Annotated in this window: 25 protein-coding genes, 1 tRNA gene and 1 pseudogene; 15 read left to right on the top strand and 12 right to left on the bottom strand. The window is 61.7% G+C overall.

From position 1 onward, the window contains the following. Positions 1-136, top strand: a pseudogene (locus tag Q8Q83_RS15825) (IS1595 family transposase); the annotation flags it as partial. 94 nt (positions 137-230) lie between these two features. On the opposite strand, the gene Q8Q83_RS15820 reads toward Q8Q83_RS15825, so the two are convergent. Next, entirely contained in the window at positions 231-758 is a 528-nt protein-coding gene (locus tag Q8Q83_RS15820; RefSeq protein ID WP_305625086.1) for a hypothetical protein, read from the bottom strand. A gap of 293 nt (positions 759-1051) precedes the next feature. Between Q8Q83_RS15820 and mgtE the strand changes: the two genes are divergently transcribed. Next, positions 1052-2494: a magnesium transporter gene (gene mgtE, locus Q8Q83_RS15815; protein ID WP_305625085.1), complete on the top strand. Its 1443-nt coding sequence runs from the start codon at positions 1052-1054 to the stop codon at positions 2492-2494. A 187-nt stretch (positions 2495-2681) separates the two neighbouring features. On the opposite strand, the gene Q8Q83_RS15810 is transcribed toward mgtE, so the two are convergent. Next, the gene (locus Q8Q83_RS15810) at positions 2682-2999 is read right to left on the bottom strand and encodes an Arc family DNA-binding protein (protein WP_305625084.1); all 318 of its coding nucleotides are present in this window, start codon (positions 2997-2999) and stop codon (positions 2682-2684) included. 387 nt (positions 3000-3386) lie between these two features. Here Q8Q83_RS15810 and phnN point away from each other — a divergent pair, with 387 nt between their 5' ends. Then, positions 3387-3944 (top strand): phosphonate metabolism protein/1,5-bisphosphokinase (PRPP-forming) PhnN, encoded by a 558-nt coding sequence (gene phnN / locus Q8Q83_RS15805; protein ID WP_305625083.1) that lies wholly within the window; start codon positions 3387-3389, stop codon positions 3942-3944. A gap of 57 nt (positions 3945-4001) precedes the next feature. On the opposite strand, the gene Q8Q83_RS15800 is transcribed toward phnN, so the two are convergent. Continuing rightward, a complete protein-coding gene (locus Q8Q83_RS15800) occupies positions 4002-4469 on the bottom strand; it encodes an Lrp/AsnC family transcriptional regulator (RefSeq protein ID WP_305625082.1) in 468 nt (155 codons plus the stop codon). Positions 4470-4670: 201 nt separating this feature from the next. On the opposite strand from Q8Q83_RS15800, the gene Q8Q83_RS15795 reads away from it, so the two are divergent. Both Q8Q83_RS15795 and Q8Q83_RS15790 read left to right on the top strand, forming a co-directional pair. After that, the gene (locus Q8Q83_RS15795) at positions 4671-8138 is read left to right on the top strand and encodes an indolepyruvate ferredoxin oxidoreductase family protein (protein WP_305625081.1); all 3468 of its coding nucleotides are present in this window, start codon (positions 4671-4673) and stop codon (positions 8136-8138) included. A 78-nt stretch (positions 8139-8216) separates the two neighbouring features. Further along, positions 8217-9269 (top strand): Glu/Leu/Phe/Val dehydrogenase dimerization domain-containing protein, encoded by a 1053-nt coding sequence (locus Q8Q83_RS15790; RefSeq protein WP_305625080.1) that lies wholly within the window; start codon positions 8217-8219, stop codon positions 9267-9269. Positions 9270-9369: 100 nt separating this feature from the next. On the opposite strand, the gene Q8Q83_RS15785 is transcribed toward Q8Q83_RS15790, so the two are convergent. Beyond that, positions 9370-9849, bottom strand: a complete 480-nt coding sequence (locus Q8Q83_RS15785; protein WP_305625079.1) for a GNAT family N-acetyltransferase — start codon at positions 9847-9849, stop codon at positions 9370-9372. 121 nt (positions 9850-9970) lie between these two features. Here Q8Q83_RS15785 and Q8Q83_RS15780 point away from each other — a divergent pair. Together Q8Q83_RS15780 and Q8Q83_RS15775 are read left to right on the top strand one after the other, a co-directional pair. Further along, positions 9971-10045: transfer RNA gene (locus Q8Q83_RS15780), tRNA-Arg, on the top strand. 139 nt (positions 10046-10184) lie between these two features. Continuing rightward, positions 10185-10832 (top strand): YceH family protein, encoded by a 648-nt coding sequence (locus Q8Q83_RS15775; protein WP_371132421.1) that lies wholly within the window; start codon positions 10185-10187, stop codon positions 10830-10832. An 82-nt stretch (positions 10833-10914) separates the two neighbouring features. Here the strand turns inward: Q8Q83_RS15775 and Q8Q83_RS15770 are convergent, their stop codons facing one another. Then, positions 10915-11472, bottom strand: coding sequence for a phage infection protein (locus tag Q8Q83_RS15770; RefSeq protein WP_305625078.1), 558 nt, complete (start codon positions 11470-11472; stop codon positions 10915-10917). Positions 11473-11926: 454 nt separating this feature from the next. Here Q8Q83_RS15770 and Q8Q83_RS15765 point away from each other — a divergent pair, with 454 nt between their 5' ends. Genes Q8Q83_RS15765 through Q8Q83_RS15750 form a run of 4 tightly spaced genes read left to right on the top strand, consistent with a single transcriptional unit; the run spans position 11927 to position 15842 of the window. Next, complete coding sequence (locus Q8Q83_RS15765) at positions 11927-13168, top strand: glutamine synthetase family protein (RefSeq protein ID WP_305625087.1); 1242 nt, start codon at positions 11927-11929, stop codon at positions 13166-13168. Between the two features lie 54 nt (positions 13169-13222). Then, on the top strand, positions 13223-14545 hold the full coding sequence (locus Q8Q83_RS15760) for an MFS transporter (RefSeq protein ID WP_305625077.1): 1323 nt from the start codon (positions 13223-13225) through the stop codon (positions 14543-14545). After that, entirely contained in the window at positions 14542-15234 is a 693-nt protein-coding gene (locus tag Q8Q83_RS15755) for a TIGR04283 family arsenosugar biosynthesis glycosyltransferase (protein WP_305625076.1), read from the top strand. Before Q8Q83_RS15760 ends, Q8Q83_RS15755 begins: the two co-directional genes overlap by 4 nt. After that, the gene (locus Q8Q83_RS15750) at positions 15231-15842 is read left to right on the top strand and encodes a TIGR04282 family arsenosugar biosynthesis glycosyltransferase (protein WP_305625075.1); all 612 of its coding nucleotides are present in this window, start codon (positions 15231-15233) and stop codon (positions 15840-15842) included. The genes Q8Q83_RS15755 and Q8Q83_RS15750 overlap by 4 nt, the downstream gene beginning before the upstream one ends. Before the next feature lie 24 nt (positions 15843-15866). On the opposite strand, the gene Q8Q83_RS15745 is transcribed toward Q8Q83_RS15750, so the two are convergent. From Q8Q83_RS15745 to flgA, 4 genes are all read right to left on the bottom strand, one after another. Continuing rightward, entirely contained in the window at positions 15867-16616 is a 750-nt protein-coding gene (locus Q8Q83_RS15745) for a flagellar brake protein (RefSeq protein ID WP_305625074.1), read from the bottom strand. 82 nt (positions 16617-16698) lie between these two features. Continuing rightward, positions 16699-17166 (bottom strand): flagella synthesis protein FlgN, encoded by a 468-nt coding sequence (locus Q8Q83_RS15740; protein ID WP_305625073.1) that lies wholly within the window; start codon positions 17164-17166, stop codon positions 16699-16701. Positions 17167-17256: 90 nt separating this feature from the next. Next, positions 17257-17598, bottom strand: coding sequence for a flagellar biosynthesis anti-sigma factor FlgM (flgM, locus tag Q8Q83_RS15735; protein ID WP_305625072.1), 342 nt, complete (start codon positions 17596-17598; stop codon positions 17257-17259). Positions 17599-17743: 145 nt separating this feature from the next. Continuing rightward, positions 17744-18502: a flagellar basal body P-ring formation chaperone FlgA gene (gene flgA, locus Q8Q83_RS15730; RefSeq protein WP_305625071.1), complete on the bottom strand. Its 759-nt coding sequence runs from the start codon at positions 18500-18502 to the stop codon at positions 17744-17746. 73 nt (positions 18503-18575) lie between these two features. Here flgA and Q8Q83_RS15725 point away from each other — a divergent pair, with 73 nt between their 5' ends. Further along, a complete protein-coding gene (locus tag Q8Q83_RS15725; RefSeq protein ID WP_305625070.1) occupies positions 18576-19508 on the top strand; it encodes a chemotaxis protein CheV in 933 nt (310 codons plus the stop codon). Between the two features lie 44 nt (positions 19509-19552). After that, positions 19553-20380, top strand: coding sequence for a protein-glutamate O-methyltransferase CheR (gene cheR / locus Q8Q83_RS15720; protein ID WP_305625069.1), 828 nt, complete (start codon positions 19553-19555; stop codon positions 20378-20380). 116 nt (positions 20381-20496) lie between these two features. Here the strand turns inward: cheR and Q8Q83_RS15715 are convergent, their stop codons facing one another. Then, positions 20497-23535: a transglycosylase domain-containing protein gene (locus Q8Q83_RS15715; protein WP_305625068.1), complete on the bottom strand. Its 3039-nt coding sequence runs from the start codon at positions 23533-23535 to the stop codon at positions 20497-20499. Between the two features lie 259 nt (positions 23536-23794). On the opposite strand from Q8Q83_RS15715, the gene Q8Q83_RS15710 reads away from it, so the two are divergent. Together Q8Q83_RS15710 and Q8Q83_RS15705 are read left to right on the top strand one after the other, a co-directional pair. Next, positions 23795-24481 carry a bifunctional 2-polyprenyl-6-hydroxyphenol methylase/3-demethylubiquinol 3-O-methyltransferase UbiG gene (locus tag Q8Q83_RS15710; protein WP_305625067.1) on the top strand — a complete coding sequence of 229 codons (687 nt, stop codon included), beginning with the start codon at positions 23795-23797 and terminating at the stop codon, positions 24479-24481. A gap of 46 nt (positions 24482-24527) precedes the next feature. Beyond that, the gene (locus Q8Q83_RS15705) at positions 24528-25349 is read left to right on the top strand and encodes an aldo/keto reductase (protein ID WP_305625066.1); all 822 of its coding nucleotides are present in this window, start codon (positions 24528-24530) and stop codon (positions 25347-25349) included. 49 nt (positions 25350-25398) lie between these two features. On the opposite strand, the gene Q8Q83_RS15700 is transcribed toward Q8Q83_RS15705, so the two are convergent. Together Q8Q83_RS15700 and Q8Q83_RS15695 are read right to left on the bottom strand one after the other, a co-directional pair. Then, complete coding sequence (locus Q8Q83_RS15700; protein ID WP_305625065.1) at positions 25399-26178, bottom strand: ABC transporter substrate-binding protein; 780 nt, start codon at positions 26176-26178, stop codon at positions 25399-25401. Positions 26179-26465: 287 nt separating this feature from the next. Beyond that, positions 26466-26963: LysR substrate-binding domain-containing protein (locus Q8Q83_RS15695; protein WP_305625064.1), on the bottom strand; the 498-nt coding region annotated here is incomplete at its 5' end.

Here is a 26963-nt window from a genome sequence, read left to right as displayed (position 1 = left end):
TGGTGTCGCCACCCGCTACCTGCCGAATTATCTGGGCTGGCGGCGCATGCTTGAACGTTACCAACAGCGTATTCAGCCGGATTACTGCATCCAGGAAGCGATGGGGCGAACCATGCAACACATAATTGGGACATAGCCTTTTTTATGGCCTGCCGTCCATGGCGGCCACCCTGCGGGCCGTCGCTGCGCGACGTTAAAAATGACTCCCGGTCATTTTTTATCTGGCGAATTTAGCGCTTGGCCTTGCCTTTGACGCAGCCGGCTTCATCGAAGCTGACTTGGCGGCTATTACCTTTTTTATCTCGGTAGAGGTAGCGCGCCTGGCCATTGTGCTGGGTGATCCTGTCGGGCTTGCCCAGGCTGCTTTCCACGTCTGCGCGGCTCATGCCGCTGGATATCTTCTGTCTGATGATGGCGGTGCGCCGTTCGCTGCTGCTCAGGCGGTTGCCGCAGCCATCTTGCTGCACGCCCACCACGACCACGGCATGATCGCTTTCCTGCTTTGCACTGCGCTTGGTTTTCCGGGTTTTTGCTAGTGGGACGGGTTTGCCGCTGCCTGGTGTTGGGTTGTAGGCGTGCTGTAGCTGCTGCGTTTGGGCGCCGGGGCAGCCATGCTGAGCGAAGGTGACTTGGCCTTTGCCATTTTCGCAGCGAAATACGTTTGAGCTCAGGCTGAGGCTTGGGTACAGCAGAATGGCGCAGAAAGCTGCGCAGCGCAGTCCATGCATGAGGCGTCCTCCTTGACGGTCCTCGGGCAAGGTTAGTCGATGGCTGTGCATTCGCCAGCAGTGCCTTGTTCGCTGTCTCAGGCGTCGCACTTGCAGATTTGCGCCAAGCACTTAAGTTTGTGTTGCAAGCGCTTGTTCTGGGCTCGTTTTTGTCACATGCAGAGCGGCTGCGTGGTGTTATCATTTGCCCCGTCAGCCCCGCCGGGGCTTGTGGAATACCACCATGGACTTACCCAGTAGTTACTCTGAACCTCGATTGTGCAATCACGTGTTGACTGATTGACCCTCTTTGGCGTGCGCTGCCGCTGGGGGTGGAGCGCGCCATGACTGAAGTAGAAGCGAAAAAACCGCAAGAAAGCCTGCAGGACCGCCTAGCTCAGGTGGTCGAGCTGCTGCACCGGCACAAGCTGGTCGAAGACCTGACCCATCGTCAGGAAGGCCAGTATCACGACCGGGTGGAAAACCTGGTGCATCGGCAGAATCTTGCCGAGCTGCAGCACAAGCTCGACGAGTTGCACTCCGCCGACGTGGCTCACATCCTCGAAGCCTTGCCGCTCACTGACCGCCTGACCATCTGGCAGTTGGTCAAGGTCGAGCGCGACGGCGACATCCTTCTCGAAGTGTCCGATGCGGTGCGCGAGACCCTGCTCGCCGACATGGATGATCATGAGATTCTCGCCGCGGCCAAGGAGATGGACGCCGACGAGCTGGCCGACCTGGCCTCCGAGTTGCCGCGCGATGTCGTCCATGAGCTGATGGAAAGCCTCGATGCGCAGCAGCGCGAGCGAGTGCGTTCGGCGCTGTCCTATGAAGAGGATCAGGTCGGCGCGCTGATGGACTTCGAGATGGTTACCATTCGCGAGGATGTCAGCCTGGAAGTGGTGCTGCGCTATCTGCGTCGCCTGAAAGAGCTGCCCAGCCATACCGACAAGCTATTCGTGGTCGATTACGACGGCGTGCTCAAGGGCGTGCTGCCGGTCAAGCGCCTGCTGGTCAATGATCCGGAGAAACTGGTCAGCGAGGTGATGGCTACCGACCCGGTGAGCTTCCATCCGGACGAGGATGGCTACGATGCCGCCCAGGCATTCGAGCGTTATGACCTGATCTCCACGCCCGTGGTGGACAAGAACGGCAAGCTGATTGGGCGCCTGACCATAGACGAGATGGTCGACCTGATCCGTGAGGAGAGCGAAAGCGAAGTCCTCAATATGGCTGGTCTGCGCGAGGAAGAGGATATCTTCGCCTCGGTGTGGAAGTCGCTGCGCAACCGTTGGGCCTGGTTGGCGATCAACTTGGTCACGGCTTTTATGGCCTCGCGGGTGATCGGCCTGTTCGAGGGCTCGATTGAAAAGCTGGTGGCCTTGGCGGCCTTGATGCCGATTGTCGCCGGCATCGGTGGCAACTCCGGTAACCAGACCATCACCATGATAGTGCGAGCCATGGCGCTGGATCAGGTCAGCACAGGCAACACGGCGCGCTTGATCCGCAAGGAGTTGGGCGTTGGTTTGCTTAACGGTATTGTCTGGGGTGGGGTGATTGGCGTGGTGGCCTATCTGCTCTATAGCAGCTGGTCCCTGGGCGTGGTGATGACTGCCGCTATGGTGCTCAATCTATTGCTGGCAGCCCTGATGGGCGTGCTGATCCCCATGACCCTGGTGCGCATGGGGCGTGACCCGGCGCTAGGGGCCAGTGTGATGATTACCGCGGTGACCGATAGCGGCGGTTTCTTTATTTTCCTCGGGTTGGCCAGTGTGTTTCTGCTTTAGCGGTACTCGGTTTACGGGCGGCGCTTTCTAGCGGAGGATAGCGGGTCGGCAGCTTTTGGATTCGCCTCAGGCGCTCCCTTGTGTCGGGGGCTTGGCCACTGCGACTTAAACGAAAAAACCGCCTGATGAGCGGTTGTTTTGCAAACTAAGAAACCGGCCAAGGGCCGGTTTTTTAGTCTGTAGAAGCTCAGGCTTCTTCGTTGGCCATTTCCGCGTCGTGCGCTATCAATGCCACCAGGGCATTTTGCTGACGGCGTGACAGCTGACGGAAGCGTTGCAACAGCTCTCGCTCATGCAGGGACAGTTCGGGGCTATCCAGGCGCATGTTGAGGTCATCACCCAGGCTGCCTTCCTGGAGCATGCTTTGCTCGAGGCGGGCAATGATCTCCGAGTTCATGCTGCGGTGATGGTTGCGCGCAACATCCGCGATACGCTCGCGCATGCCGTCTGGCAGGCGAACAACGAATTTGTCAGCGGTACGGCTGGAATAGAGTGCTGGTTTCATAGGGCGCGTACATTAAACCGGTTAGTTTAGGAAAGCGATACTGGCAATGGGCTATAGGATAGTCACCGGTTTGACCATCTATAGCACTAACCGTTCAGCCAGAAAAGCCACTTGATGGCTTGTGACCCTAAAGTCACAAGAACATTAAATTGACGCCAATTGCGTGGCGAAATTGTGGCTGCGGTAAAGGCTTTTTGCCAGCACCGGCTATCAGAAATGCGTGTTACTGGGCAAAACCGGTGCTTGTGCTGCGCAAACCCTTAAAGCAATGGGCGCTCAAGTCTTAAGGCTTATTAAGGTGTTCCGGTCTTGGTCTAGAGCCATATGGGGGCGGGGCGCTAAGACGATAATTCAGCAGGTCTGGCGACAAACGAAAAGGGTGTGCTGATGCGTGGCAGGTTGATCTATCTGATAGGGCCTTCGGGCTCGGGCAAGGACAGCCTGTTACACGCGGCGCGCGAGCGTCTGACCGAGCGCGGTTGCCGGATCGCCCGGCGGGTGATTACCCGTTCCGCCGAAGCGCTAGGGGAGGACGCCATTGGTGTTGCCCCGGCCGAGTTCGAACGGTTGCAGCGCGAGGGGGCCTTTGCCCTGAGCTGGCACGCCAACGGCCTGGCCTACGGTATTCCCAAGCAAATCGATGACTGGCTGGCGGCCGGGCAGGATGTGCTGGTCAATGGTTCGCGAGCCTATCTGCGCGAAGCTCGGCAACGCTATCCCGAGCTGATAGGAATAGTGCTGGCGGTGGATATCGAGGCGCTGCGTGAGCGCCTGCTCAAACGTGGCCGCGAAACACCGGAGCAGATCGAGCAGCGTTTGGCCCGCAATGGGCTATTTACCAGTAGCGCGGCGGATGCCTTGCATCTGCTGGATAACTCCAGTCACTTGGAACAAGCCGTAGACCAGCTGCTGGCTCTGCTCGAAACGACTCGCGCCAGCGGCTGAGCCCGGCTCTAGCTGCGATGCCTGGCAGCTGCAGAGCTTCGCCGCGAAGCCCGTGGGCTAATCTAACGGCAATTCGGTGGTGCGTTTGACCTCGCTCATGGCGATATGCGAGTGCGCCTCGTGTACATGGGGGCGCTGCAGCAGGTGGTCGCGCAGGAAACGCTCATAGCTGGCGATGTCCTTGGCCACCACCTTGAGCAGATAGTCCGAGCCGCCGGCCATGGTGAAGCACTCCAGCACCTCGGGGTAGCCGACCACCGCCCGCTCGAATTCTTCCAGGTTGCTGCGGCCGTGGGCCGAGAGCTTGATGTCGACGAACACCGTGATGCTGAAGCCCAGTTGCTTATGGCTGAGCAGGGCGACCTTGCGTTCGATCAGCCCTTCTTCCTGCATGCGATGAATCCGCCGCCAGCAGGGCGATTGCGACAGCTCGACCTTCTCGGCGATCTCGGCGGCGGACAGGTCGGCATTATGTTGCAGCAGGCGAAGAATCTTGCGGTCGATGGGGCTAAGCTTTTCTTGCATGGCTATTTCCGAATTTTTGTATTTATTGCAAATATTATGCGCAGTATCGGCATTTCAGCTTGAAATTAGAAAGGAAAAAGCGGCACCGCTCAGTCATATTTTTAGCCAGTCGTTTAGCCCAGTGATCCTGGGCGAGACAGAATCAGGGCTGGCATTAACCGGTGCCGGCTCAGCTCGCCAAAATAATAAAGGAGCGCTCGCATGTCTCTGGCCGAGATCCGCCTGGATGACAAGTACCGCCTTGCCACTGGTCACCTCTATCTCACCGGCACCCAGGCCCTGACCCGCTTGCCGATGCTGCAAAAGCAGCGCGACGTGGCCCATGGCCTCAACACCGCCTGCTTTATTTCCGGCTACCGCGGCTCGCCTCTGGGCAACCTCGACAAGAGCCTGTGGGATGCCAAGCAGTACCTCAAAGACAACGGCATCCACTTCCAGCCCGGGGTCAACGAAGAGTTGGCCGCCACCTCGGTGTGGGGCAGTCAGCAGACCAGCCTGTTTCCCGGTGCGCGCTACGACGGCGTGTTCGCGATGTGGTACGGCAAGGGCCCGGGCGTGGACCGCTGCGGCGACGTGTTCAAGCACGGCAACTCGGCCGGTGTCTCCGAGCATGGCGGCGTGTTGCTGCTGGCCGGCGACGACCATGGTTGCAAATCCTCCAGCATCGCCAACCAGAGCGAACACGCCTTTATTGCCGCCTCCATTCCGGTGCTTAACCCGGCCAACGTCCAGGAAATCCTCGACTACGGCATCATCGGCTGGGAGCTGTCGCGCTACAGCGGTTGCTGGGTGGCGCTGAAAACCATCGCGGAGAACGTCGATTCTTCGGCTGTGGTGGATGTCGACCCGCTGCGCATGCAGGTACGAATTCCCGAAGACTTCGAGCTGCCGGAAGACGGCGTGTATATCCGCTGGCCCGATCCGCCCCTGGCGCAGGAAAAGCGCCTGAACATGTACAAGATCTACGCCGCCCGCGCCTTCGCCAGGGTCAATAAGCTCAACCAGGTGCTGCTCGATTCGCCCAACCCGCGCCTGGGCATTATCACCACCGGCAAGTCCTATCTGGATGTGCGTCAGGCCCTGGTCGACCTCGGCCTGGACGACGAGTTGTGCGCCAAGGTGGGCCTGCGCGTGCTCAAGGTCGGCATGAGCTGGCCCCTGGAGCCGGTGTCGGTGCACGAATTCGCCGAAGGCCTGGACGAGATTCTGGTGGTCGAGGAAAAACGCAGCATCATCGAAGACCAGCTAACCGGCCAACTGTACAACTGGCCGGTGGGCAAGCGCCCGCGGGTGGTGGGCGAGTTCGACGAAACCGGCGTGTCCTTGCTGCCGAACCTGTCCGAGCTGACCCCGGCGATGATCGCCCGCGCCATAGCCAAGCGCCTGGCGCCTATCTACAGCAGCGCCAGCATCGAAGAGCGCCTGGCCTTTTTGGCAGCCAAGGAAGCCTCCCTGGCCGCGCCCAAGCACAGCACGGTGCGTACCCCGCATTTCTGCTCCGGTTGTCCGCACAACACCTCGACCAAACTGCCGGAAGGCAGCCGCGCCCAGGGCGGCATCGGCTGCCACTATATGACCCAGTGGATGGACCGCAACACCGACACCTTCACCCAGATGGGCGGTGAGGGCGCCACCTGGATCGGCCAGGCGCCCTTTACCGACACCCCGCATATCTTCCAGAACCTCGGTGACGGCACCTACTTCCACTCAGGCCAGTTGGCCCTGCGTGCGGCGGTCGCGTCCGGGGTGAATATCACCTACAAAATTCTCTACAACGATGCGGTGGCCATGACCGGCGGCCAGCCGATCGACGGTGAGTTGCGCGTCGATCAACTCAGCCAGCAGGTGTTCGCCGAGGGGGTGAAACGCATCGCCCTGGTCACCGACGAGCCGGAGAAATACCCGACCCGCGCCACCTTCGCCCCCATAGTTACTTTCCATCATCGCCGCGAACTGGATGCGGTGCAGCGCGAGCTGCGCGAGTTCAAGGGCTGCTCGGTGATCATCTACGATCAGACCTGCGCCGCCGAGAAGCGCCGCCGGCGCAAGCGCGGCAAGCTGGTCGACCCGCAGAAGCGCGCCTTTATCAATCCGGCGGTGTGCGAGGGCTGCGGCGATTGCAGCGTCAAGTCCAACTGCCTGTCGGTATTGCCGCTGGAAACCGAATTGGGCCGTAAGCGTGAGATCGATCAGAACTCCTGCAACAAGGATTTCAGCTGCGTCGAAGGTTTCTGCCCAAGCTTCGTCACAGTCCACGGCGGCAGCCTGCGCAAGCCGGAAGCCGTGGGCCTGAGCGCGCTGTTTATCGCCTTGCCGGAGCCTGCGCAGCCGAATCTTTCGCGGCCGTGGAATATTCTGCTGCCCGGTGTTGGCGGCAGCGGCGTGACCACTGTGGGCGCCTTGTTGGGCATGGCCGCGCACCTGGAAGGCAAGGGTTGCAGCGTGCTGGACCAGGCCGGCCTGGCGCAGAAGTTCGGCCCGGTGATCACCCATATCCGTATCGCCGCCCAGCAGGAGGATATCTTCGCCGTGCGCATCGCCGCCGGCGAAACCGACCTGCTGCTCGGTTGCGATCTGGTGGTGTCTGCCAGCGAAGAGGCCCTGGCCAAGCTCAACGAAAATATCGCCCATGCGGTGATCAACAGCCATGAAGCGGCCACCGCCGAGTTCACCCGCAACCCGGATGCCCAGGTGCCGGGGGCGGCCATGCGCGAGGCGCTGATCGAGGCGGTGGGGGCGAGCAAGACCCACTTCGTCGACGCCACCCGCCTGGCCACCCGCCTGCTCGGCGACAGCATCGCCAGCAACCTGTTTATGCTCGGCTTTGCCTACCAGAAGGGCCTGGTGCCGGTTTCTGCCGAAGCCATAGACCGTGCCATCGAACTCAATGGCGTGGCGGTGCAGCTCAACCAGCAGGCGTTTCTCTGGGGCCGCCGTGCGGCCCATGACGTCGGCGCCGTGGAACGTCTGGCCAAGCCGGTGGTGGCGGATGCGCCGCGCTGCGAAAGCCTGGAGGAGATCCTGCGGTTCCGCGTCGACTTTCTCACCGCCTATCAGAACGCCGCCTATGCCGAGCGCTATCGCGCTCTGGTCGAGCGCGTGCGTCAGGCCGACACCAGCGCCGACCAGGCCCTGAGCCGCGCCGTGGCGCGTTACTACTTCAAGCTCTTGGCCTACAAGGACGAGTACGAAGTGGCGCGCTTGTACAGTGATGGCAACTTTATCCAGCAGCTGGAAGCGCAGTTCCAGGGCGATTACCGCCTGGAGTTCCATCTGGCGCCGTCCTGGTTGAGCAAGCGCGATGCCGTGACCGGTGAGCCGCGCAAGCGCCAGTTCGGCCCCTGGATGCTCAAGGCCTTCGGCCTGCTGGCCAAGTTCAAGTTCCTGCGCGGCATGCCGCTGGACCTGTTCGGCTACAGCGCCGAACGCAAGCTGGAACTGGAACTGATTGCGGACTACGAACGTAGCCTCGACTACCTGCTTAAGGAACTCAACGCCGACAACTACCGCAGCGCGGTGGCCCTGGCCGAGCTGCCGGAGCAGATCCGCGGCTACGGCCACGTCAAGGAGCGCAGCCTGGCCAAGGTGCGCGAGCAGAGCGAGCAGCTCAAGGCACGCATGTTGACCAGCGAAATCCAGACGGTGCGCTTGTTCGAACCGGCGGCTTAATCCCCCTGAGCATTCCCTTTAACCCTCTCCCTTAACCGGGAGAGGGCGATTCCTTACAACAAAAAAACGAGAAACCTCATGTCCGTGTTTTCCCATATTGAATTCGATCACCACGAGCAGGTGGTCTTCGGCCACGACCAGGCCAGCGGCCTGAAGGCCATTATCGCCATCCATAACAGCAACCTCGGGCCGGCCCTCGGCGGCTGCCGCATGTGGGCCTACGCCAATGACGAGGAGGCGCTGCGCGATGTGCTGCGCCTGTCCCGCGGCATGAGCTACAAGTCGGCTTTGGCCCAATTGCCCCTGGGCGGCGGCAAGGCGGTGATTATCGGTGACCCCCATAGCGGCAAGAGCGAGGCGCTGTTCCAGGCCATGGGCGATTTCGTCAACAGCCTGGGTGGGCGCTATATCACCGCGGCGGATTCGGGCACCGGCGTAGCCGAGATGCAGATCATGGCCGAGCGCACCCGTCATGTGGCCGGTGCAGGGCAACGTGAGGCTTTTGGTGGCGGTCTGCGCAATGGCGACCCGTCGCCGTCCACCGCCTACGGGGTGTTTATCGGCATCCAGGCGGCGGTCAAGCAGCGCCTAGGTCGCGATAATTTGCGCGGCCTCAGGGTGGCGATTCAGGGCGCCGGCCAGGTCGGCTTCGATCTGGCCCGGCAGCTCAAGGCGGCCGGGGCCGAGCTGTGGGTCAGCGATATAGTCGAGGCCAATGTGCGTCGCGCGGTGGAGCAACTGGGCGCTACAGCTGTGACGCAGCAGGAGATTTTCGGTCTGGATGTGGATGTATTCGCGCCCTGCGCCATGGGCGGCATTATCAACCGGCAGACCCTCGAAGCGCTGCGTGCGCCGATCATCGCCGGTGCGGCGAATAACCAGTTGGCCGATGCCGGGCTGGCCGAGGAACTGCGTCGGCGCGGCTGCCTGTACGCGCCGGATTACGCGATCAATGCCGGCGGCATCATCGACGTCTGCTACGAGCGCACCGGCGGTAGCGCCGCCCAACTGAAGGCGCATATCGAAGGCATAGGCGCCACCCTGCAGCAGATATTCCAGCGGGCCGAGCAGGAAGGTCGCACCACGGTCGAGATTGCCGATCGCTTGGCCGAGGAGCGTTTGCGCCGTTAACGAGAAAGTCGCGCAGCGACGTAATCCTTATGCCCTTCTCCCTTCGGGAGAAGGTGGCGCGCAGCGCCGGATGAGGGCGGCATGCCCGTTAATTGGCCTGTTAGTCCAGGGGCAAGGCCAGGCTAATACCGTGGGGCTTAAAGCCCAGGCCTGCATAGAAACGGTGGGCGGCCTCGCGGCTGTGGCTGCTGGACAGCGCCAGCTTATAGCAACCCCAGGCGCGGGCGCGTTCTATGGCTTTGCCCAGCAGCGCCTGGCCTATCCCCAGGCCGCGTGCGTCGGCGTCCACCACCACGTCTTCGACAATCGCCGAGCGGGCGAAGTTGTGCGCCAGGTGCTCGATCAGGTGGACAGTGCAGGTGCCCAGCAGCTTGTCGTCGCGCTCGGCCACCAGCACCACACGGTTGGCCGGCAGCTCGCCGAGGCGCAAGGCCAGCAGTTTGGCGTCGCCCCGCGGCTCATCCAGAGCAAGCTGTTGCAGCAGGGCGGCCAGGGCCGCGGCGTCGGTGACGCTGGCGGCGCGCAGGGTAAAGTTGGCGAAAGGCGAGTCGGGCAGCTTGGACGAGGTGGCGTGCTTCATGGCGATCTCCTGGGCGGTCTGTCTGCAGTATGGCGGCACCACAATGGCAGTGGCATGACAAATCGGCGCAGGCTCGCTAAGATGCGGCCCGGCTGGTGGCTTGCCCATCCAGCCCGGATAGGTCCCCTTAGTTTAATGGATAGAACAAGCCCCTCCTAAGGGCTAGATGCTGGTTCGATTCCAGCAGGGGACGCCAAATAGAAAGGCTTACGCACTGCGTAGGCCTTTTTTGTTTCTGCTGGGCGTGTCTGGCGCGAGCTTATTAGGGTGGCGGTCGTATCAAGCCGCTGCCGGTCAGGCTAGGCTTGCGACATGTCCGTGTGAGAGAGGTTGTCATGTCCAGCGAAAGTCTTAACCCGTCAGGTCTTATGCCGCTGACGGCTGTCGAAGCCCGCGCCCTGGGTTGTCTGATCGAGAAGCAGACCACCACCCCGGAAACCTATCCCTTGACCCTCAATGCCCTGGTGCTGGCCTGCAACCAGAAGACCAGTCGCGAGCCGGTGCTGAATCTGAGTCCGGGTCAGGTCGGCCAGGCCTTGCGCAGCCTCGAAGGGCGTGGTCTGGCCCGGTTAGTCATGGGCAGCCGTGCCGACCGTTGGGAGCATCGCGCCGACAAGGGTTTGGAGCTGGTGGCGGCCCAGGTCGTATTGATCAGTTTGCTGCTATTGCGCGGTCCGCAAACGGTCAATGAGTTGCTGACCCGGAGCAATCGCATGCATGACTTCGAGGATGCCGAGCAGCTGCAACATAACCTGGAGCGTTTGATCAGCCGCGAACTGGTCTGCCAGCTACCGCGTCAGCCGGGGCAGCGTGAAGATCGCTATATGCATTTGTTGGGTGAGCCTGCCGATTTGCAGGCGGCCATGGAAGCGCGGGTGAGTGAGTCGTCGCGGCCGGTGGTGAGCGCTCAGCAAGACAGTCGCCTGGATGCGTTGGAGGCGCGCATCGCCGCTCTGGAAGAGCGTCTGGCGCAGTTGGAATAGGGCGGGGCAGGGCTATAAACGACAAAGGTGCCGGATAGGGCACCTTTGGCATGGTGGGCAGGCAGTTGTTAGCAGCATGGGGTTAACCGATACGCTGGCCTGGGGTGCGTTCGGCGCCGCCTTCGGCCACCCGCAGACGTTCCTGCAGACGCTCGGCACTGCCTTCGGCCAGGCGATACTGACCAACTCGGTCGGCACCGTCTGCAGCCAGCCGCAGACGTTCTTGCAGACGATCGGCACCGCCTTCGGCCAGGCGATCCACGCCAACACGGTCGGTACCGTCTGCAGCCACCCGCAGACGATCTTGCAGGCGATCGGCACCACCTTCAGCCAGGCGATCCACACCGACACGCTCGGCACCATCTGCAGCGATACGCAGGCGCTCTTGCAGGCGATCGGCACCGCCTTCGGCCAGGCGATTCAGGCCGACACGGTCGCTACCGTCTTCGGTTACTCGCAGGCGTTCTTGTAAACGCTCGGCACCACCTTCGGCCAGCGGGTTGCTGCCAAAGCCGATCAGGGTTTTTACGCTGCCGTCTTTGCTTTCCCCCAGCAGGGGTTGTGGGGCGTCTTGTGGCAAGGCGAAAGCGCTAGCAGACAAGCTGGTCAGAAACAGGGCGGTGATAATGTGCTTTTTCATGTTCAGGCTCCTCGTAAGGGCGGTAAGTGAGTACGGGGCCCATGTTACTTATGAGAATTTGATTAAGAAGTGCAGCCGCGACATGGTAATAATCGATGTCATCAATAGTTGATCTTTCCCTATATAAAACAGATGCTTACTTTTAGTATTAGCGCTATTCGGAGCACTTTATGCTTGCCATGGCTTTGGCCGATTAAATCGAATAAATAGATGTATATGGTCGTAAATTGACCCTGGCGAGGCTGAAGCAGGCCGTTGCTTGAAATTTTGAACGCGCGATGCGTATTTTGTACGCATCGCCGTTCGAGTACGGCTTTTTGCGCCTGAATTCAACAAATAGGGACAACAGCAGATGAACAGCCTCAACCGCAGCGCCTTGGCTGAATTGCTGCAGGGTGTCGATGAAATCGAATGCGTGACCCCGGATCTCAATGGGGTGCCGCGCGGCAAGGTGATGACGGCTGAGGGCTTTCTCGAGGGACGGCGCCTGCAGTTGGCCCGTGGCGTGCTGTTGCAATGCATCATGGGCGGTTATCCGGCGCCGCGCTTTTACGGCAGCGATGACGGCGACCTGGCGCTGAACGCCGTGCCCGGCCAGATCCATCGCCTGCCTTGGAGCGATAGCCCGCGCGCCCTGGCGATCTGCGATGCGGATGAGCTGGATGGCCGCGGCTCTGGCCTGTCCACCCGCGCCTTGCTCAAGCAGGTGATAGCCCGCTACGCCGCCCATGGCTGGCAGCCCGTGGTGGCGACCGAGCTGGAGTTCTTCGTGTTTGCCGCCAATCCCGATCCGCAGCAGCCATTCCAGCCGCCGCTGGGCCTGGATGGGCGCCGCGAGCAGGGTGGTGCGGCCTTCAGCGTCAGCTCCAATAACGGTCTGCGGCCGTTCTTCAATGAGGTCTATCGGTGCATGGCCGCCCTGGGTCTGTCGCGCGATACCTTTATGCATGAGATGGGCGTCAGCCAGTTCGAGATCAACCTGTTGCATGGCGATCCACTGTTACTGGCCGACCAGACGCTGCTGTTCAAGCACCTACTCAAGGAGGTGGGGCTCAAGCATGGCCTCAATCTGGTGTGCATGGCCAAGCCGCTGGCGCACACGCCGGGCAGCTCCATGCATATTCACCAGAGCGTGGTGGAGCAGGGCAGTGGGCAGAATATCTTCAGCGCCGCCGATGGCCAGGCGACGCCTGCGTTCTACCAGTTTATCGGCGGCCAACAGGCGGCCATGGCGGATTTCACCCTGCTGTTCGCGCCTCATGTGAATTCCTACCAGCGCCTCTGCCATCCCTATGCCTCGCCGAATAACGCCTGTTGGTCGGAGGATAATCGCGCCGCTGGTTTGCGCATTCCGGCCAGTGCGCCGGTGGCGCGGCGCGTGGAGAACCGCCTGCCGGGGGCCGATGCCAACCCTTATCTGGCCTTGGCCGCCAGCCTGGCGGCGGGCCTGTATGGGATCGAACAGCAGTTGCAGCCCAGTGCGCCGATCCAGGGTGAGTTCAGCGTGCCGGATGAGTTGGCGCTACCCTGTACCATGCATGCGGCCATCGAGCGGCTCAAGCGCAGCAGCTTGGCCGAGGAACTGTTCGGCAAGGAATTTATTGAAGGCTACATTGCCAGCAAGACCCTGGAGCTTACGAGTTTCTTCGACGAAATCACCCCCTGGGAACGGCGCGTGCTGGCCGCCCAGGCATAGAGTCTGACCGCCGGACATGGGTCCGGTGCCTTATCAAGGAGCCACGCGGGCCCCATGTCCCTGATCTTGAAATCCTTCAGTTCGTTGTATTTCGCCACCCTGCTGATGCTGCTGGGGTCGGGCTTGTTGAGTACCTACCTGGGTTTGCGCCTGGCGGAAAGCGCCGATGGCCTGTGGGTCGGTGCGCTGATGGCGGCCAACTACCTGGGGCTGGTGCTGGGCGGCAAGCTGGGCCATCGGCTGATTGCCCGGGTCGGTCACATTCGCGCCTATGTGGCCTGCGCCGGTGTGGTGACCGCGGCGGTGCTCGGTCATGGTTTGAGTGCTTGGTTGCCGGTGTGGCTGCTGCTGCGCCTGCTGGTGGGGCTGTGCATGATGTGCCAGTACATGGTGATCGAAAGCTGGCTCAACGAGCAGGCCGACAGCAGCCAGCGTGGCCAGGTGTTCGCCGGTTATATGGGCGCGTCCTACCTGGGCTTGATCCTCGGTCAGTTGGTGCTGGTGGCACATCCGGCACTGGGGGTGGAATTGCTGATGCTGGTGGCGCTGTGTTTTGCCCTGTGTCTGGTGCCGGTGGCCTTGACCCATAAGCTGCACCCGGCGCCTCTGCATCCGGCCCCGCTGGAGATGCGCTTCTTTATCGAGCGAGTGCCGCTGTCGCTGACCACCATCGCGGTGTCGGGGCTGCTGATCGGTGCCTTCTACGGCTTGGCCCCGCTGTATGGCACGCGCATGGGCCTGAGCACCGAGCAGGTCGGTCTGTTTATGGGCTGCAGCATCCTGGCCGGACTGCTGGTGCAGTGGCCGCTGGGTTGGCTGTCGGATCGGCATGACCGGGTGCGCTTGATCAATACCTGCGCCTTATTACTGACATTGGCGGCGCTGCCGCTGGCGCTGCAGCCGCAGGCGAGCCTGTTGCTGCTGTTCGTGGTCGGCTTTAGCGTCTGCGCCTTGCAGTTCAGCCTGTACCCGCTGGCGGTGGCGCTGGCCAATGACCACGTTGAAGGCGCGCGGCGGGTATCCCTGACGGCCATGCTGCTGGTCACCTTTGGCGTGGGAGCCAGCCTCGGCCCATTGCTGGCGGGGGTGCTGATGCGCTTTTTCGGCGCCAATATGCTCTACGCCTTCGTCTGCGGCTGCGCCTTGATCCTGGTCATTCGGGTGCGGCCGGAGCGGGTGACCCATCTGCATCAGGTCGAGGATGCGCCACTGCATCATGTGCCAATGCCCGACAGCACCACCAGCTCGCCGTTGACGGCGGCCCTCGACCCGCGCGTCGACGAGCTGGTGGTGCACCAGCAGATGCACGACAGCGAGCCGCAGCCGGCAGGGGGCGGCACAACGGCTGCACTCGGTGAGTCAGAGCTGCGGCCATGAAACCGTTGCTGAGCGTGATTATCCCGGCGCGCAACGAGGCGAAGGCCCTGCCGTTGCTGCTCGGCGATCTGGCGGCGTTGCGTTTGGCCGGGGCCGAGCTGTTGCTGGTGGATGGTGGGAGCAGCGACGCCACCTGCGAGCTGGCGGCGGCTCAGGTCGATCGGGTGCTGAGCTGCACGGCTGGGCGGGCGCGGCAGATGAATGCGGGAGCGGCGGTGGCGCGCGGTGACTACCTGTGGTTCGTGCATGCCGATACCCGGGTCAGCCCAGAAGCCATCCGTTGCTTGCTCGATATGCTGATCGAACGTCCGCTGTGGGGGCGCTTCGATGTGCGCCTCTCGGGGCGCGCACCTATGTTGCGCGTCATCGGCAGCATGGTCAGTCTGCGCTCGCGCTTGACCGGCATCGCCTCGGGCGACCAGGGCCTCTTTGTCGCCCGGGATACCTTCGCGGCACTGGGCGGCTATGCGGATATGCCGTTGATGGAGGATCTAGAGCTCTGTCGCCGCCTGCGGCGTCTGGCCTGGCCGCGGTGCCTGCGCCCGCCGCTGTCGACTTCCAGCAGACGCTGGGAGCAACGGGGAATATGGCGTACCTTGTTACTTATGTGGCATTTGCGCCTGGCTTACTATTGCGGGGTCGACCCGGAAAAGTTGGCGCGCCAATATCACCGAGGGTCACCGCTATGAGCCTGTCGATCTCCTTGCATATGCTGGCGCGTGCGCCGGTACCGGGACGGGTGAAAACCCGCTTGATCCCTGCGCTGGGGCGGGAAGGCGCGTGCGATTTGCAACGGTTGCTGCTCGAGCGCGCGTTGCAGCTGCCGGTGGAGGGCTTCAGCGAGCGCTTTCTATGGCTCGATGATGTGCCTGACGCGAGCTTGCAGGCCTTGGCCGAAGAGCTGGGCTGGACCCTGGTCGAGCAGCCGGCCGGCGATCTGGGGGAGCGCATGCGCTGTATCGCCACCTTGGGCCTGGCGGGCAGCGACGCGGTGATTCTGATTGGCAACGACTGTCCGGCGCTGGATGCGGGCTACCTGAACAACGCCTGTGAGGCCTTGCAGGGGCAGCCGGTGGTCATAGGTCCGGCTGAGGATGGCGGTTATGTGTTGCTGGGGCTGCGCCGCATCACTGCGCTGCTGTTCAGCGACATACCCTGGGGGACGGAGCAGGTTCTGCGCATGACCCGGGAGCGCTTGCAGCAACTGGACTGGGGCCATCACCTGCTGCCGGAACTCTGGGATGTGGACCGCCCGGAAGATCTACCGCGCCTGGCGGAGTTGGGGATCCAGATCTGACGGAGATGGGCTGGCGCGTGCGGGTTAGAACAGGCCGTCACTTTCGAAGCGGCGGGCTTCGCGTTGCAGCTGATAGACAAACCGTTCGATCTGCCGCTGCTCCAGGCCGCTCATGCGGTGGAAGCGCGCGCCGACAAAGGTGATGTCGAGCTTTTCTTCATACTGCGCATGGCGCAGTTCCAGCGCTGTGGTCATGGCACCAAAAGGCAATTGCACGGTGAACCGCTCATAGACCTGGCCGGCCTGCAGGCTGCTGCTGATATCGCCGGGAAAACGCAGCTTGCAACCTGTGGCGGAGATATCCAACAGCTGCCCGGTCAGGGCATTGCGCAGCTTGTCGCCCGCCAGTTGGACCTTGATCAGTTCGCTCTGCTTGAGAGGGGCTCTGAACGCATTGCGCCGCTGGTGGTAATGCACTTCGGTAGGCAGCGGGCTCAGGTAGCAACGCGCCCCTTCATGCTCGGTGATGCGCACATCCTGCTCGCACTCCCAGGCTACCCGCACCCCCTCATGGAAGGCTTCGATCCTGAAGGCTTCGCCATTGAGCAAAAAACGTTCGCCATCGTGAGGAATCATTTCATCCAGGATGACGGTTTTTTTCTCGCGATCGACTTCAATCACATAGCTCTGAAAGCGTTGATTGCGTTCGTGGAAGGTGATGATCAGTGGGTCGTGGTTCTGTTGCAGCAGGCGCAGGTTGGCAACTATTTCCACCGGTGTCTTGAGCACCTTGGGTGGTTGCGGGCCATCTTCCTGATTGAAAGGATTGGACACGGTCCGTAACTCTCCGAGCAAAAGCTAGAGCACTAGCATACTGTCAATGTGACAGCATGTCCCCTGTGCCTTGTTATAGGTTTCAGGCCTGGCTGAGCGGGCGCTGTTGGCCGATTCTAGCCGCACTGCCGCGACTGTCATAGAGGCTGGGGGTTTCGTTGCCGCGCAGAATGCCGAGCATGTTGCGGGTCGACGCCTGGCTGGAGCGGATCAAGCGACCATTGCGCAAGTTGGCGGCCTGGCAACGCTCAAGCAGCTCACTCAGTTGGTCGCCGCGTGCCAGCAGTTGTGCGCCTTGGTTGGATTGCGCGGCCAGGGCTTGCAGGCCGGCGCGGTCGGCGCTGAGCTGCAAGCCACGCAATACTTGGCTGCGCTGCTGACCATGCTGATCGAGGAGGCTGAGGAGCGGTTGCTTGTCCGCCAATAGGCTTTGCAGGCGCGGCAAGTCGCGATCACTGAGGGCTTGGAATTCGATATCGATCAATTCAAGCAAGCGCTCGGCGGTGCCGATATCGTTGTTGAACAGCTCAAGCAGGGTGGTGTCGTGCATGCTGGGCTCTTTGGGGGTGGCACATCATTCTAGGCACTGTGGCTTGGAACGATCTGTCGGGCAACCATTACCCCCAGCGCAGCCCTGGGACTAGCGCTGGGATTCGAAATTAAGCAGTTTGCTGGCAACGCGCCGGCTGTCGACCTGGTAGCTGCCGTCGGCAATGGCTTGTTTGAGCTGGGCGACGCGTTCCTTATCGACGCTCGGTTGGTCACGCAGTTTTTCACTGATTTTTTGCAGCTGCTGCGCTTCACGGCTGAGCTGCACGGATTCGCCGCTCTTGCCGGCCTGCGCCTGTTCGACGGGGGCGGGTGTGCTGGTCGGTTGCTTGCTGGTCAGGATTTCATTCTGGCCAGCAGCCTGGGCACTGCCGGTACGCCCCGAATTGGCAGGCGTGGCGGCATTTGTGGGCCGGTTGAAGTCGATGACCATGATGCAAAACCTCGAACAGTGTGTGGACGCTTGCCAGGCTTATCGGCTCTACCCAAAGAAACTTTAGAACAAAAATTGTGCGTCAGGCATCAGTCTAAAACACGGTGGAGAAATCCGTTAGTCAAATACTAGACAAGAATCATGCCTACATGGGCACTTCTACTTGCCCGGGGCCCGTCACACGGGCTCTGACCACGCGCTTCGAGCGTTGGTTGCGCACACTGATCTGCTTGCCTATGGCTCCGTCTGACAAGGCCTCGCCGGGCATGCGCACGCTGATGCCGCCACTGCGGGCGCTGATCACCACCTGATCGCCTTTGCGGATTACCTCGGCTTGCTGCACATGCACGGGGGCCAATACCTGGTCGGGCACTAATGCACGCGTCAATTTTTTGCCAACGGCCTGTTTGAGCATGGTCAGGTAGCCCTGGTTGAGCAGGCCGACATCGCGCTCGGCCAAGGCCAGGTCCATGTCTGTCAGCACAGTGTCGCGCTTGAGCGGACGGCTGGCGGTGACCACCTCGCGGTATAGGCGCACTTGGCCCGGGACGAACACTGTCCAGGGTGCGCTGCCATCACAGCGCACCCGCAGGGTCACGCGGCCTATGGGTTCGGCCGGGCTTTCCAGGCTGGTAAGCAAGTCTTGGTCGCACAACGGCAGGCGTAGTCGCGGGTCGAGGCGGTTGATTTGAATCTCGTGCCGACCGCCGATGTTGCTACGCTGTAAATAATCGCTCACCGCCTGCTCAAGAAAAATCTCGCCGGCGCCGATAAGTTGAGCAGGGCCTGTGGCGTTTGCCCAGAGCAGGGGGCAGTGGCCGAGCGCCAACAAAGCAGGTAAAACCGCCAGCCAATAGCGGCACTTTGCCAGTGAGTGTCGGATAGTTGTCGTTTCTGTGTTCATATGAGTGGGATAGCAAGGCGCGTGCCGCCTGCTACGCTGACAAGAACCTGTTACTCGAATAAGGAGTTTGGGTATGGCCGGTGTGATGGATTCGGTTAACCAGCGAACTCAGTTGGTTGGGCAGAATCGTTTGGAACTGTTGCTGTTTCGTCTGGGTGGCAATCAGTTGTATGGCATCAACGTCTTCAAGGTGAAAGAGGTGCTGCAATGCCCGAAACTCACCATCATGCCCAAATCCAGCCCCGTGGTGCGGGGAGTGGCCAATATCCGTGGCGGCACCATCCCCATTCTTGATCTGTCCATGGCCACCGGTAATGCGCCGCTGGAGAATATCGACAGCAGCTTTGTGATCATCACCGAGTACAACACCAAGGTGCAGGGCTTTCTGGTGCAGTCGGTGGAACGTATCGTCAACATGAACTGGGAGTCGATCCATCCGCCACCCAAGGGCACTGGGCGCGACCATTACCTGACGGCGGTGACCCATCTGGATGACAAGATGGTGGAGATCATCGACGTCGAGAAGGTCCTGGCTGAGGTGGCCCCTACCTCCGAGGTGATTTCCGAAGGGGTGCTGGATGCCCGGACCCAGGCCCGGGCGGTGAGCAAGCGAGTGCTCACTTGTGATGACTCTTCGGTGGCGCGCAAGCAGGTGACGCGGTGTTTGGAAACCGTCGGCGTGGAGGTGGTTGCGCTTAACGACGGTCGACAGGCGCTGGACTATTTGAAAGCCATGGTCGAGGAGGGCCGCAAACCCGAGGAAGAATTCTTGATGCTGATTTCCGACATCGAGATGCCCGAGATGGATGGCTATACCCTGACCGCGGAGATCCGCGCCGATCCGCGCATGCAAAAGCTGCACATCATCCTGCATACTTCGCTTTCGGGTGTGTTCAACCAGGCCATGGTGAAGAAGGTCGGCGCAGATGATTTCCTCGCCAAATTCCGTCCTGATGATCTGGCCGCACGAGTGGCCGAGCGCATCAACCAATCGGCTGGGGACTGAGGGCTTGGCCCTCAGTAAAAAAAATGTTTGTCGAGGCCTCGCGAGTGTCTACAGGTAATTTGGATTTCGAGCAGTTCCGGACTTTCCTGGAAAAAGCCTGCGGCATCCTGCTTGGCACTAACAAGCAGTATCTGGTTTCCAGTCGTCTCAACAAATTGATGGAGCAGAACAGCATCAAGACCCTGGGGGAATTGGTGCAACGCATGCAGAACCAACCGCGCAGTGGCTTGCGTGAGCAGGTGGTGGATGCCATGACCACCAACGAAACCCTGTGGTTTCGTGATACCTACCCCTTCGAGGTGCTGAAGAACCGCGTGTTGCCGGAGATGATCAAGGCCAGCCCGGGTCAGCGCTTGCGCATCTGGTCGGCGGCCTGTTCCTCGGGTCAGGAGCCTTACTCGCTGTCGATGACCATCGACGAGTTCGAGAAAACCAATATGGGGCAACTCAAGGGCGGTGTGCAGATTGTGGCCACCGACCTTTCGCCGTCGATGTTGCTCAACTGCAAATCGGGCGAGTACGACAGCCTGGCGATGGGCCGTGGCCTGTCCCAGGAACGCCTGCAGCGCTATTTCGACCCCAAGGGGCCGGGGCGCTGGGTGGTCAAGCCGGCCATCAGGAGTCGCATCGAGTTCCGTCCGCTGAACCTGCTGGACAGCTACGCCAGCCTGGGCAAGTTCGATGTGGTGTTCTGCCGCAATGTGCTGATCTACTTTTCGGCCGATGTGAAGAAGGACATCCTCACCCGCATTCATGCCATGTTGAAGCCGGGTGGCTACCTGTTCCTCGGTGCGTCGGAAGCGCTCAATGGCCTGCCCGCTCACTATCAGATGGTGCAATGCAGTCCGGGGATTATCTACAAGGCCAAATAACCTGCGGGTTGTGTTGAAAAAACGGGAGGCCATGCAGTGGCCTCCCGTTTTTTATTGACCGCGCGGTATCGTAGCCAGCGATCTATTCCCAAGGCCACGCCCTGGGACTTCTGGGCCTATTGCCCGCTGGCCTGCACCGAAGGCAGTGGCGGCTGGCATTGACTGTTGCTGCCGGGCTCCAGGTAGGGCATCAGAATAGGGGCCATGCCCTTGAGCACTTGCACCGGCAGCGCCGAAGTGAAGCGGAAGCTTTCCGCGGCGCGGCCCGGGACGAAGGCGGTGAGGGTGCCGAAGTGTCGTGGGCCCAGGTAGAAGACGAAGGTGGCGGTACGGTTCATCGCCCGTGAACTCAGGACCCGGCCACCGGAGCCGACAGTTTCGATGCGGTTATCCCCCGTGCCGGTCTTGCCACCGACTTTCAGTGGCTGCCCATCGGCCAGCTTGAAGCTGCCTTGCAGGCGGCGCGCGGTACCATTTTCGACCACTTCGGCGAGGACGCTACGCAAGGCGGCGGCCACTTCCGAAGCCATCACCCGCTTGCCGCTTGCTTGGTTGCGTTTGACCAGGGTGTCGTAGGGCGTGTCGGCGGCAAAGTGCAGGCTGTTGATGCGGGCGCTGGGCTGGCGAATGCCATCGTTCTGAATAATCCCCACCAGCTCCGCCAATGCCGCCGGACGGTCGCCGGAGCTGCCAATGGCAGTGGCCAGGGACGGCACCAGATGGGCAAAGGGATAGCCCAGGTTCTGCCAGCGCCGGTGAATGTCGAGGAAGGCCTCGACCTCCAGCATGATGCGGATGCGGCTGTCCCGGGCACTCTTGTGGCGGCTGCGGAATAGCCAGCCGTAGACTTCCTGACGTTCGTCCTGGCTGGCCTTTACCGCATCGGTGAAAGTGGCCTGCGGCTGTTCGATCAGATAACCCAAGAGCCACAGCTCAAGCGGGTGAACCCGGGCGATATAGCCTTGATCGGGCAGGTTATAGGCGCCAGGGCCATAGCTTTTATAGAGTTCGCCGATGCGCTTGTCGGTGAGTTTTTCCTGGGGCAGGTACTTGCGCAGAAAGGCGGAGAAGGTCGCTTCGTCTGCCTGGGGCATCAGGTAACGGTGCACGGCGGCGAGACGTACCGAGGTATGCCGCAGGCCATTGAGAAAGGTATCCAGGCGCTGCTGATCGGGTTGCCCTTGATACTTGCGCCAGAAGCGCAAGAGAAAGGTGGTGCCCTCGCGGTCGGCGAAGTCGTGCAGATAGGCCAGGCGCCGCGGGTCCTTATCGTCCTTGAGCAATTCGGCGCTGTTATGCGGGCCTTGGTAGGTGGTGTAGCGCACCAGGTCGCGCATCAGGCGGATAAAGGGCAGATTCAAGGACTCGCGTAGGGCTTCGCGCATGGTGGCGATGCGGTGGTTGTCCTCGCGGCGGAAGTTGGAAAAGGTATGGAGGCCACCGCCGGTGAAAAAGCTTTCTCCCGGGCTGGCCGAGTATTTGCGTTCCAGTGCCGCATCGAGCATGGCCGGCAGGCTGGCGCCAGGGGTGCTGAGGAGATAGTCGACGGCCCAGCGGGTCAGGTTGTCCTGACCGTTAACTGCACGTAGTTCACTGGGGCTTTGCCCGGCAAGGCGCTGGTGCAGCTCGGTGATGATTTCCAGATAACTGGATAGCACCCTGAGCTTGGCGGTGGAGCCCAGTTCCAGTTTGCTGCCTTCATTGATGTCGAAGGGCTGGTCGGTGCTGTCCGTTTGCACGCGTACTTGGCTGCCGTTGGCCGTGCGCTCGAACAGGGTGAAGCTGTAGCGCACATCGGCGGTTTTCTCCGGCGACAGCAGGCGCTCACCGAACAGGCCGATTTGTCCGGCAAACTCCGGCTCGGCCAGTTGCTGCAGGTACTGGCTGACGGCTTGTTGCAGCTCGTTGTGCAGGGTGCTGGTGGCACTCAGGTCGAGGCGGTCGAGGTCATACAGCGGCATATTGAGCATGGCCGACAGGCGTGAGCGCGAGACGCTGATGCCTTTATTGCCGTCCACCTGCTGCAGATTGGGCTCCGCCGCCCAGTCGCGATAGCTCAGCGGCTGGCTTAGCGCCGCGTCACGCAAGTCGCTGTCAATCAAGCCGCCGCCCGCCAGCAGGCGGATATGGCTGTCGGTCAGCTCGGCCAGGTCATTGCGGCCCTGGGCCAGGTAATAGGAGGGGCGGCGCTGGGCGATCATCAGGGCCAGCACCTGTCGCAGCGCCAGGCCGCGCTCCTCAGGGGTTGCCTCGGGCGAGCGCGCGGGGTCGAGGAGCAGGTTGACCCGGGCAAAATCGGCACCAAACCAGATGCGCAGTCCGTCAGCCAGGCCGTGGACCTCGCCATGCCCTGGCGCGGCGGAGAGCGGCACGCTGTTGAGGTAGTCGCGCACTATGTTTTCCCGCGCGGCCATGGTCTGCGAACCGCTCTGGTAGGCGCGCACGCTGGCGGAAATCATCTGCCGGAGTTTTTCCGTGGCCGAGAGGGTCAAGCCGTCCGGCGAGTGGCGGTATTTTTCCAGCTGGGTGGCCAGGGTGCTGCCCCCGGCGGATTGGTCCTGCATGTCGAGCATTTTGCCGACCTGGGACGCCGCGGCCATGATAAAGCGCGGCCAATCCACGGCCGGGTTGGCCTGGGGCTGCTCGGGGTCGAGCAGATGACGGTTTTCGATAAACAGCAGGCTGCCTGAGACCAGCGGCGGAATGGCGCTGAAGCTGGGGTAGCGCTGTTGGGGATAGTGAAATTCGTAGAAGGGCGTGCCACGGCAGTCACTGATGCTCAGGCCGGTCTGGATCTTTTCCGGGTAAGGCACGAAGAAACCGCTCTGAGCGTAGCTGAGCAGGGCCGGCGAGAATTGCGCCTGCTGCTCTACGCCGAAACCGCGCTGCTCGAGGCGTTCGAGCATCAGCGGCAGGTAGGTATAACCCAGGCGCTTATCGAAGGGGCCTTCCTTGGGGTAGAAGATCGACGGGCTGGGGCCTGGTCTGACCCGGTAGCTGAGGGTCTTGGCGTAGCGGCTGAGTTCTTGCGCCTGCAAGCGCGCGGTGCGTATTTCATAGGCACCCAGTAGCCCTGCCACTATGAGCAGCACCAGTACCAGCAGCCAGAAGCTGATTTTCAGCTTGCTGCTGCGTTTGCGCGGGGTTGCTTGCATAGTGGCTTGGCTGCCGGCGGGCAGTTGAGTTATTTGAGGTTGCCACGATGTGCCCATATTCATTTAGCCTGATGTACTCATCCATAGGTTTGCAGGTTGCTGAATAACTGCAGTGAGCTTTTCGCCTGAGTCCATCTCAGTGGGCCACTTGCCGACAAGTCTAGCCGTTGAGCGGGGGCTCCGGCAGGGATGTACTTGGCAGACACAGAAATATTTGCAGCGCCTAGAATTGCGCGACTGCACACAGGACGAATGATCTATGCAACGCGATCATCGGGAACAACTCAACCTCAGCTGGCAGGCCAATGCCGATGCCTGGACGGCGGCGGTGCGCGAACAGCGTATCGAGAGCCGGCGCCTGGTCACCGATGCGGCTATAGTCCAGGCCATTCTGGCCCTGGCGCCCAAGCGCGTGCTCGATCTGGGCTGTGGCGAGGGCTGGTTATGCCGCGGTCTGGCCGAGCACGGCATCGAGGCGATCGGGGTGGATGCCTCGGCCCCCTTGATCGCCGTGGCCCAGCAGGCGGGCAGCCCACGCGCGCAGTATCGCGTCTGCGGCTATGCCGAGCTGAACAGCCAGGCCGCGCAGCTTGGCCGCTTCGATGTGCTGGTGGGCAATTTCGCCCTGCTCGAAGAGCCGTTGGCGCCGACCCTGAACGATTTGCACGGGCTGCTGGCGGCCAATGGCCGTCTATTGATCCAGACCCTGCACCCCTGGCGCGCCTGCCACGATGCCAGCTATCGCGATGGCTGGCGGGTGGAGACCTTTGCCGGCTTCGCCGAGGGCTTTAGCCAGCCGATGCCCTGGTTTTTCCGCACCCTGGAGTCCTGGCTCGGTTTGTTTACCGAAACCGGCTGGCGCTTGCAGTGGTTGCAGGAGCCCCTGCACCCGGAAAGCGAGCAGCCGGTATCCTTGCTGCTGTTACTGAGTTCCGAGCGCAACTGAATGCCTACTGGTTCCTGGGGCGTCGACTAATTAGTGGAGATAGACAATGCGCACACTCGAACTGGCAGGTAGCCAGGTGCCGGTGCTTGGCCAGGGCAGCTGGCGTATGGGCGAGGAGGCCGGGCAACGGCGCGCGGAAGTCGCCGCCTTGCGCCAGGGCATAGAGTTGGGCTTGCGCCTGATCGATACCGCGGAAATGTATGGCGAAGGCGGCGCCGAGAAGGTAGTGGGCGAGGCGATTGCCGGGCTGCGCGATCAGGTCTTTCTGGTCAGCAAGGTCTACCCGCATAACGCCAGTCGAACGGGCGCTATTGCGGCTTGCGAGGGCAGTTTGCGGCGTTTGCAGGCCGAGGTGATCGACCTCTATCTGCTGCACTGGCGCGGCCAATACCCGCTGGAGGAAACCGTCGAAGCCTTCGAGCGCTTGCGCGAGCAGGGCAAAATCAAGCGCTGGGGCGTGTCCAACTTCGATCTGGATGACCTGCAGGAGCTGGCCGAACCGGCCTGCGCGACCAACCAGGTGCTGTACAACCCCGAGGCGCGAGGGATCGAGTTCGATCTGCTGCCCTGGCAGCAACGGCAGGCCATGCCACTGATGGCCTATTGCCCGCTAGGCCAGGCCGGCCGGCTGCTGCGCAACCCGGCGCTGCTTGAGGTGGCCGCGCGCCATGGCGTGACGCCCGCACAGGTCGCGTTGGCCTGGGTGCTGCGTCAGCCCGGGGTGATTGCCATCCCCAAGGCGGTCAATCCCACCCACCTGCACTTGAACGCCGCCGCGGCGAGTCTGCAGTTGAGCGCCGAGGATCTGGCGTTGATCGATACGGCCTATGCAGTGCCGAGGCGCAAGCAGGCGCTGGAGATGGTCTAAGTGGCGTGGTTCAAGGCTGCGTGATCCTGCGCTGCTCTATTGCCGGGCGCTACGGCGCCAGTTTCAGCGGGCCAGGCTGCTCGAACTGCTGCCAGATTTGCTGGTGTCGGCCGCTGTCTTTCAGCTGTTGCAGGCCTCGATCGAACAGGCGCAGGTAGCGCTCGCTCTCCGGCAACTGACGCGACAGGATCAGGTGGTAGTCCCAGCGCTGGTAGGTGGGCGTGGTGGTGATTTTGCTGCGCTCCTCGGCGCTCAGTTGCTGGTTCAGCACATGGCTGCCCGAGCCTTTGACTATATCCACCGCATCGATGCGTCGGGCCGCCAGCTTGCGCAGGTTGCTCAGCTCGTCGCCGCTGGCTTCGTAATGCACCCAGCCGAGCCGTTCGGCTTGTTCCAGTACCGGCGTTTTCGCCGAGCCCAGGGGAATGCCGATGCGCAGGCCGTTCAACTGCTGGGCTGTGGCCAGACTGCCATCCCAGTCGACGGGCTTGGCGCGGTTATAGAACAGTACCACTTCATCGCTGTAAACCACCGCGGAAAACAGGCAGTCGGCCTCGCGTTCCGGCGTGCGGCCCCAGATTGCCGAGCCATGCCAGCGCCCCTGTTTGACTTCCTCGTAGGCGCGTTTCCAGGGAAAGAAGCCGTATTCGACGCTGACGCCCTGACTGGCGAAGGCTTCGCTGATCAGTTGCGGGACCACGCCATAGTGCGGCAGTGCCGCGCCGATAAAAGGCGGCCACTCGCCGATGGCGATACGGATGCGCTCCTCGCCAAACGCTGGATGGATCAGGCAGGTCCACAGCAACAGGGCGGTGATCAAGCGGCGCATGCTGAGGTCCAGATGATGGCTTACCTCAAGCTAAGCACAGGGGGCTTAGCAGGCCGTTGAAAAACTACCTGCGGTGCCCCTTTTTATAAAAGAAAGGGGCGTTAAAAACAGGCTCGGCAAGCCGCTTGCGGCTAACGCGCTTCAGCGCGACCCGAAGGGCGAGCGAAGCGGGTCATGCTCATTTACAGCTCGTAAACTCCGCTTCCTCGCCTGTTTTGACCAGCCGAAGGCTGTTACTAACGTAGCGCCTTGTCTCGGCTGCCTCGCCTACATTTTTCAACGGCCTGCTAGCTGCGCGCGACGCTGACCCCTTCCAGATTGGCGAAGGAGGTGTCCTTGGCGGTGAGCAGGAAGTCGCGCATAAAGGGCGCATCCAGCATATCGGTGCGGATGCCGGCATACAGGGTGGCGAACAGGCCCTTGTCGCCCAGGCGCTTGGCCGTCACATAGCCGCGCGAGCTGTATTCGTGCAGCGCCCAGTTGGGCAGGCCGCAGACGCCGCGGCCGCTGGCCACCAGTTGCATCATCATCACCGTCAGCTCCGAGGTGCGTACCTGGGCCGGCTCCACATCGGCCGGCTCGAGGAAACGGGTGAAGATATCCAGGCGATCACGCTCCACCGGGTAGGTGATCAGGGTTTCAGTCGCCAGATCTTCGGGCTGAATGCAGGATTTGCCCGCCAGTGGGTGCTGGTTGGCTACCGCCAACATGGCCTCGTAAGTGAACAGCGGTACATAGGTGATGCCGGCCAACTCCAGCGGGTCGGAGGTCACCACCAGGTCCAG

Source organism: Pseudomonas sp., assembly GCF_030696055.1.
Classification (GTDB): Bacteria; Pseudomonadota; Gammaproteobacteria; order Pseudomonadales; family Pseudomonadaceae; genus Aquipseudomonas.
This window is presented reverse-complemented; position numbering and strand designations above follow the sequence as displayed.

Coding starts and splice junctions, on each gene's coding strand:
- mgtE (WP_305625085.1), top strand. CDS start 1,052: ATGACTGAAGTAGAAGCGAAAAAACCGCAAGAAAGCCTGCAGGACCGC.
- Q8Q83_RS15810 (WP_305625084.1), bottom strand. CDS start 2,999: ATGAAACCAGCACTCTATTCCAGCCGTACCGCTGACAAATTCGTTGTT.
- phnN (WP_305625083.1), top strand. CDS start 3,387: ATGCGTGGCAGGTTGATCTATCTGATAGGGCCTTCGGGCTCGGGCAAG.
- Q8Q83_RS15800 (WP_305625082.1), bottom strand. CDS start 4,469: ATGCAAGAAAAGCTTAGCCCCATCGACCGCAAGATTCTTCGCCTGCTG.
- Q8Q83_RS15795 (WP_305625081.1), top strand. CDS start 4,671: ATGTCTCTGGCCGAGATCCGCCTGGATGACAAGTACCGCCTTGCCACT.
- Q8Q83_RS15790 (WP_305625080.1), top strand. CDS start 8,217: ATGTCCGTGTTTTCCCATATTGAATTCGATCACCACGAGCAGGTGGTC.
- Q8Q83_RS15785 (WP_305625079.1), bottom strand. CDS start 9,849: ATGAAGCACGCCACCTCGTCCAAGCTGCCCGACTCGCCTTTCGCCAAC.
- Q8Q83_RS15775 (WP_371132421.1), top strand. CDS start 10,185: ATGTCCAGCGAAAGTCTTAACCCGTCAGGTCTTATGCCGCTGACGGCT.
- Q8Q83_RS15770 (WP_305625078.1), bottom strand. CDS start 11,472: ATGAAAAAGCACATTATCACCGCCCTGTTTCTGACCAGCTTGTCTGCT.
- Q8Q83_RS15765 (WP_305625087.1), top strand. CDS start 11,927: ATGACGGCTGAGGGCTTTCTCGAGGGACGGCGCCTGCAGTTGGCCCGT.
- Q8Q83_RS15760 (WP_305625077.1), top strand. CDS start 13,223: ATGTCCCTGATCTTGAAATCCTTCAGTTCGTTGTATTTCGCCACCCTG.
- Q8Q83_RS15755 (WP_305625076.1), top strand. CDS start 14,542: ATGAAACCGTTGCTGAGCGTGATTATCCCGGCGCGCAACGAGGCGAAG.
- Q8Q83_RS15750 (WP_305625075.1), top strand. CDS start 15,231: ATGAGCCTGTCGATCTCCTTGCATATGCTGGCGCGTGCGCCGGTACCG.
- Q8Q83_RS15740 (WP_305625073.1), bottom strand. CDS start 17,166: ATGCACGACACCACCCTGCTTGAGCTGTTCAACAACGATATCGGCACC.
- flgM (WP_305625072.1), bottom strand. CDS start 17,598: ATGGTCATCGACTTCAACCGGCCCACAAATGCCGCCACGCCTGCCAAT.
- flgA (WP_305625071.1), bottom strand. CDS start 18,502: ATGAACACAGAAACGACAACTATCCGACACTCACTGGCAAAGTGCCGC.
- Q8Q83_RS15725 (WP_305625070.1), top strand. CDS start 18,576: ATGGCCGGTGTGATGGATTCGGTTAACCAGCGAACTCAGTTGGTTGGG.
- Q8Q83_RS15715 (WP_305625068.1), bottom strand. CDS start 23,535: ATGCAAGCAACCCCGCGCAAACGCAGCAGCAAGCTGAAAATCAGCTTC.
- Q8Q83_RS15710 (WP_305625067.1), top strand. CDS start 23,795: ATGCAACGCGATCATCGGGAACAACTCAACCTCAGCTGGCAGGCCAAT.
- Q8Q83_RS15705 (WP_305625066.1), top strand. CDS start 24,528: ATGCGCACACTCGAACTGGCAGGTAGCCAGGTGCCGGTGCTTGGCCAG.
- Q8Q83_RS15700 (WP_305625065.1), bottom strand. CDS start 26,178: ATGCGCCGCTTGATCACCGCCCTGTTGCTGTGGACCTGCCTGATCCAT.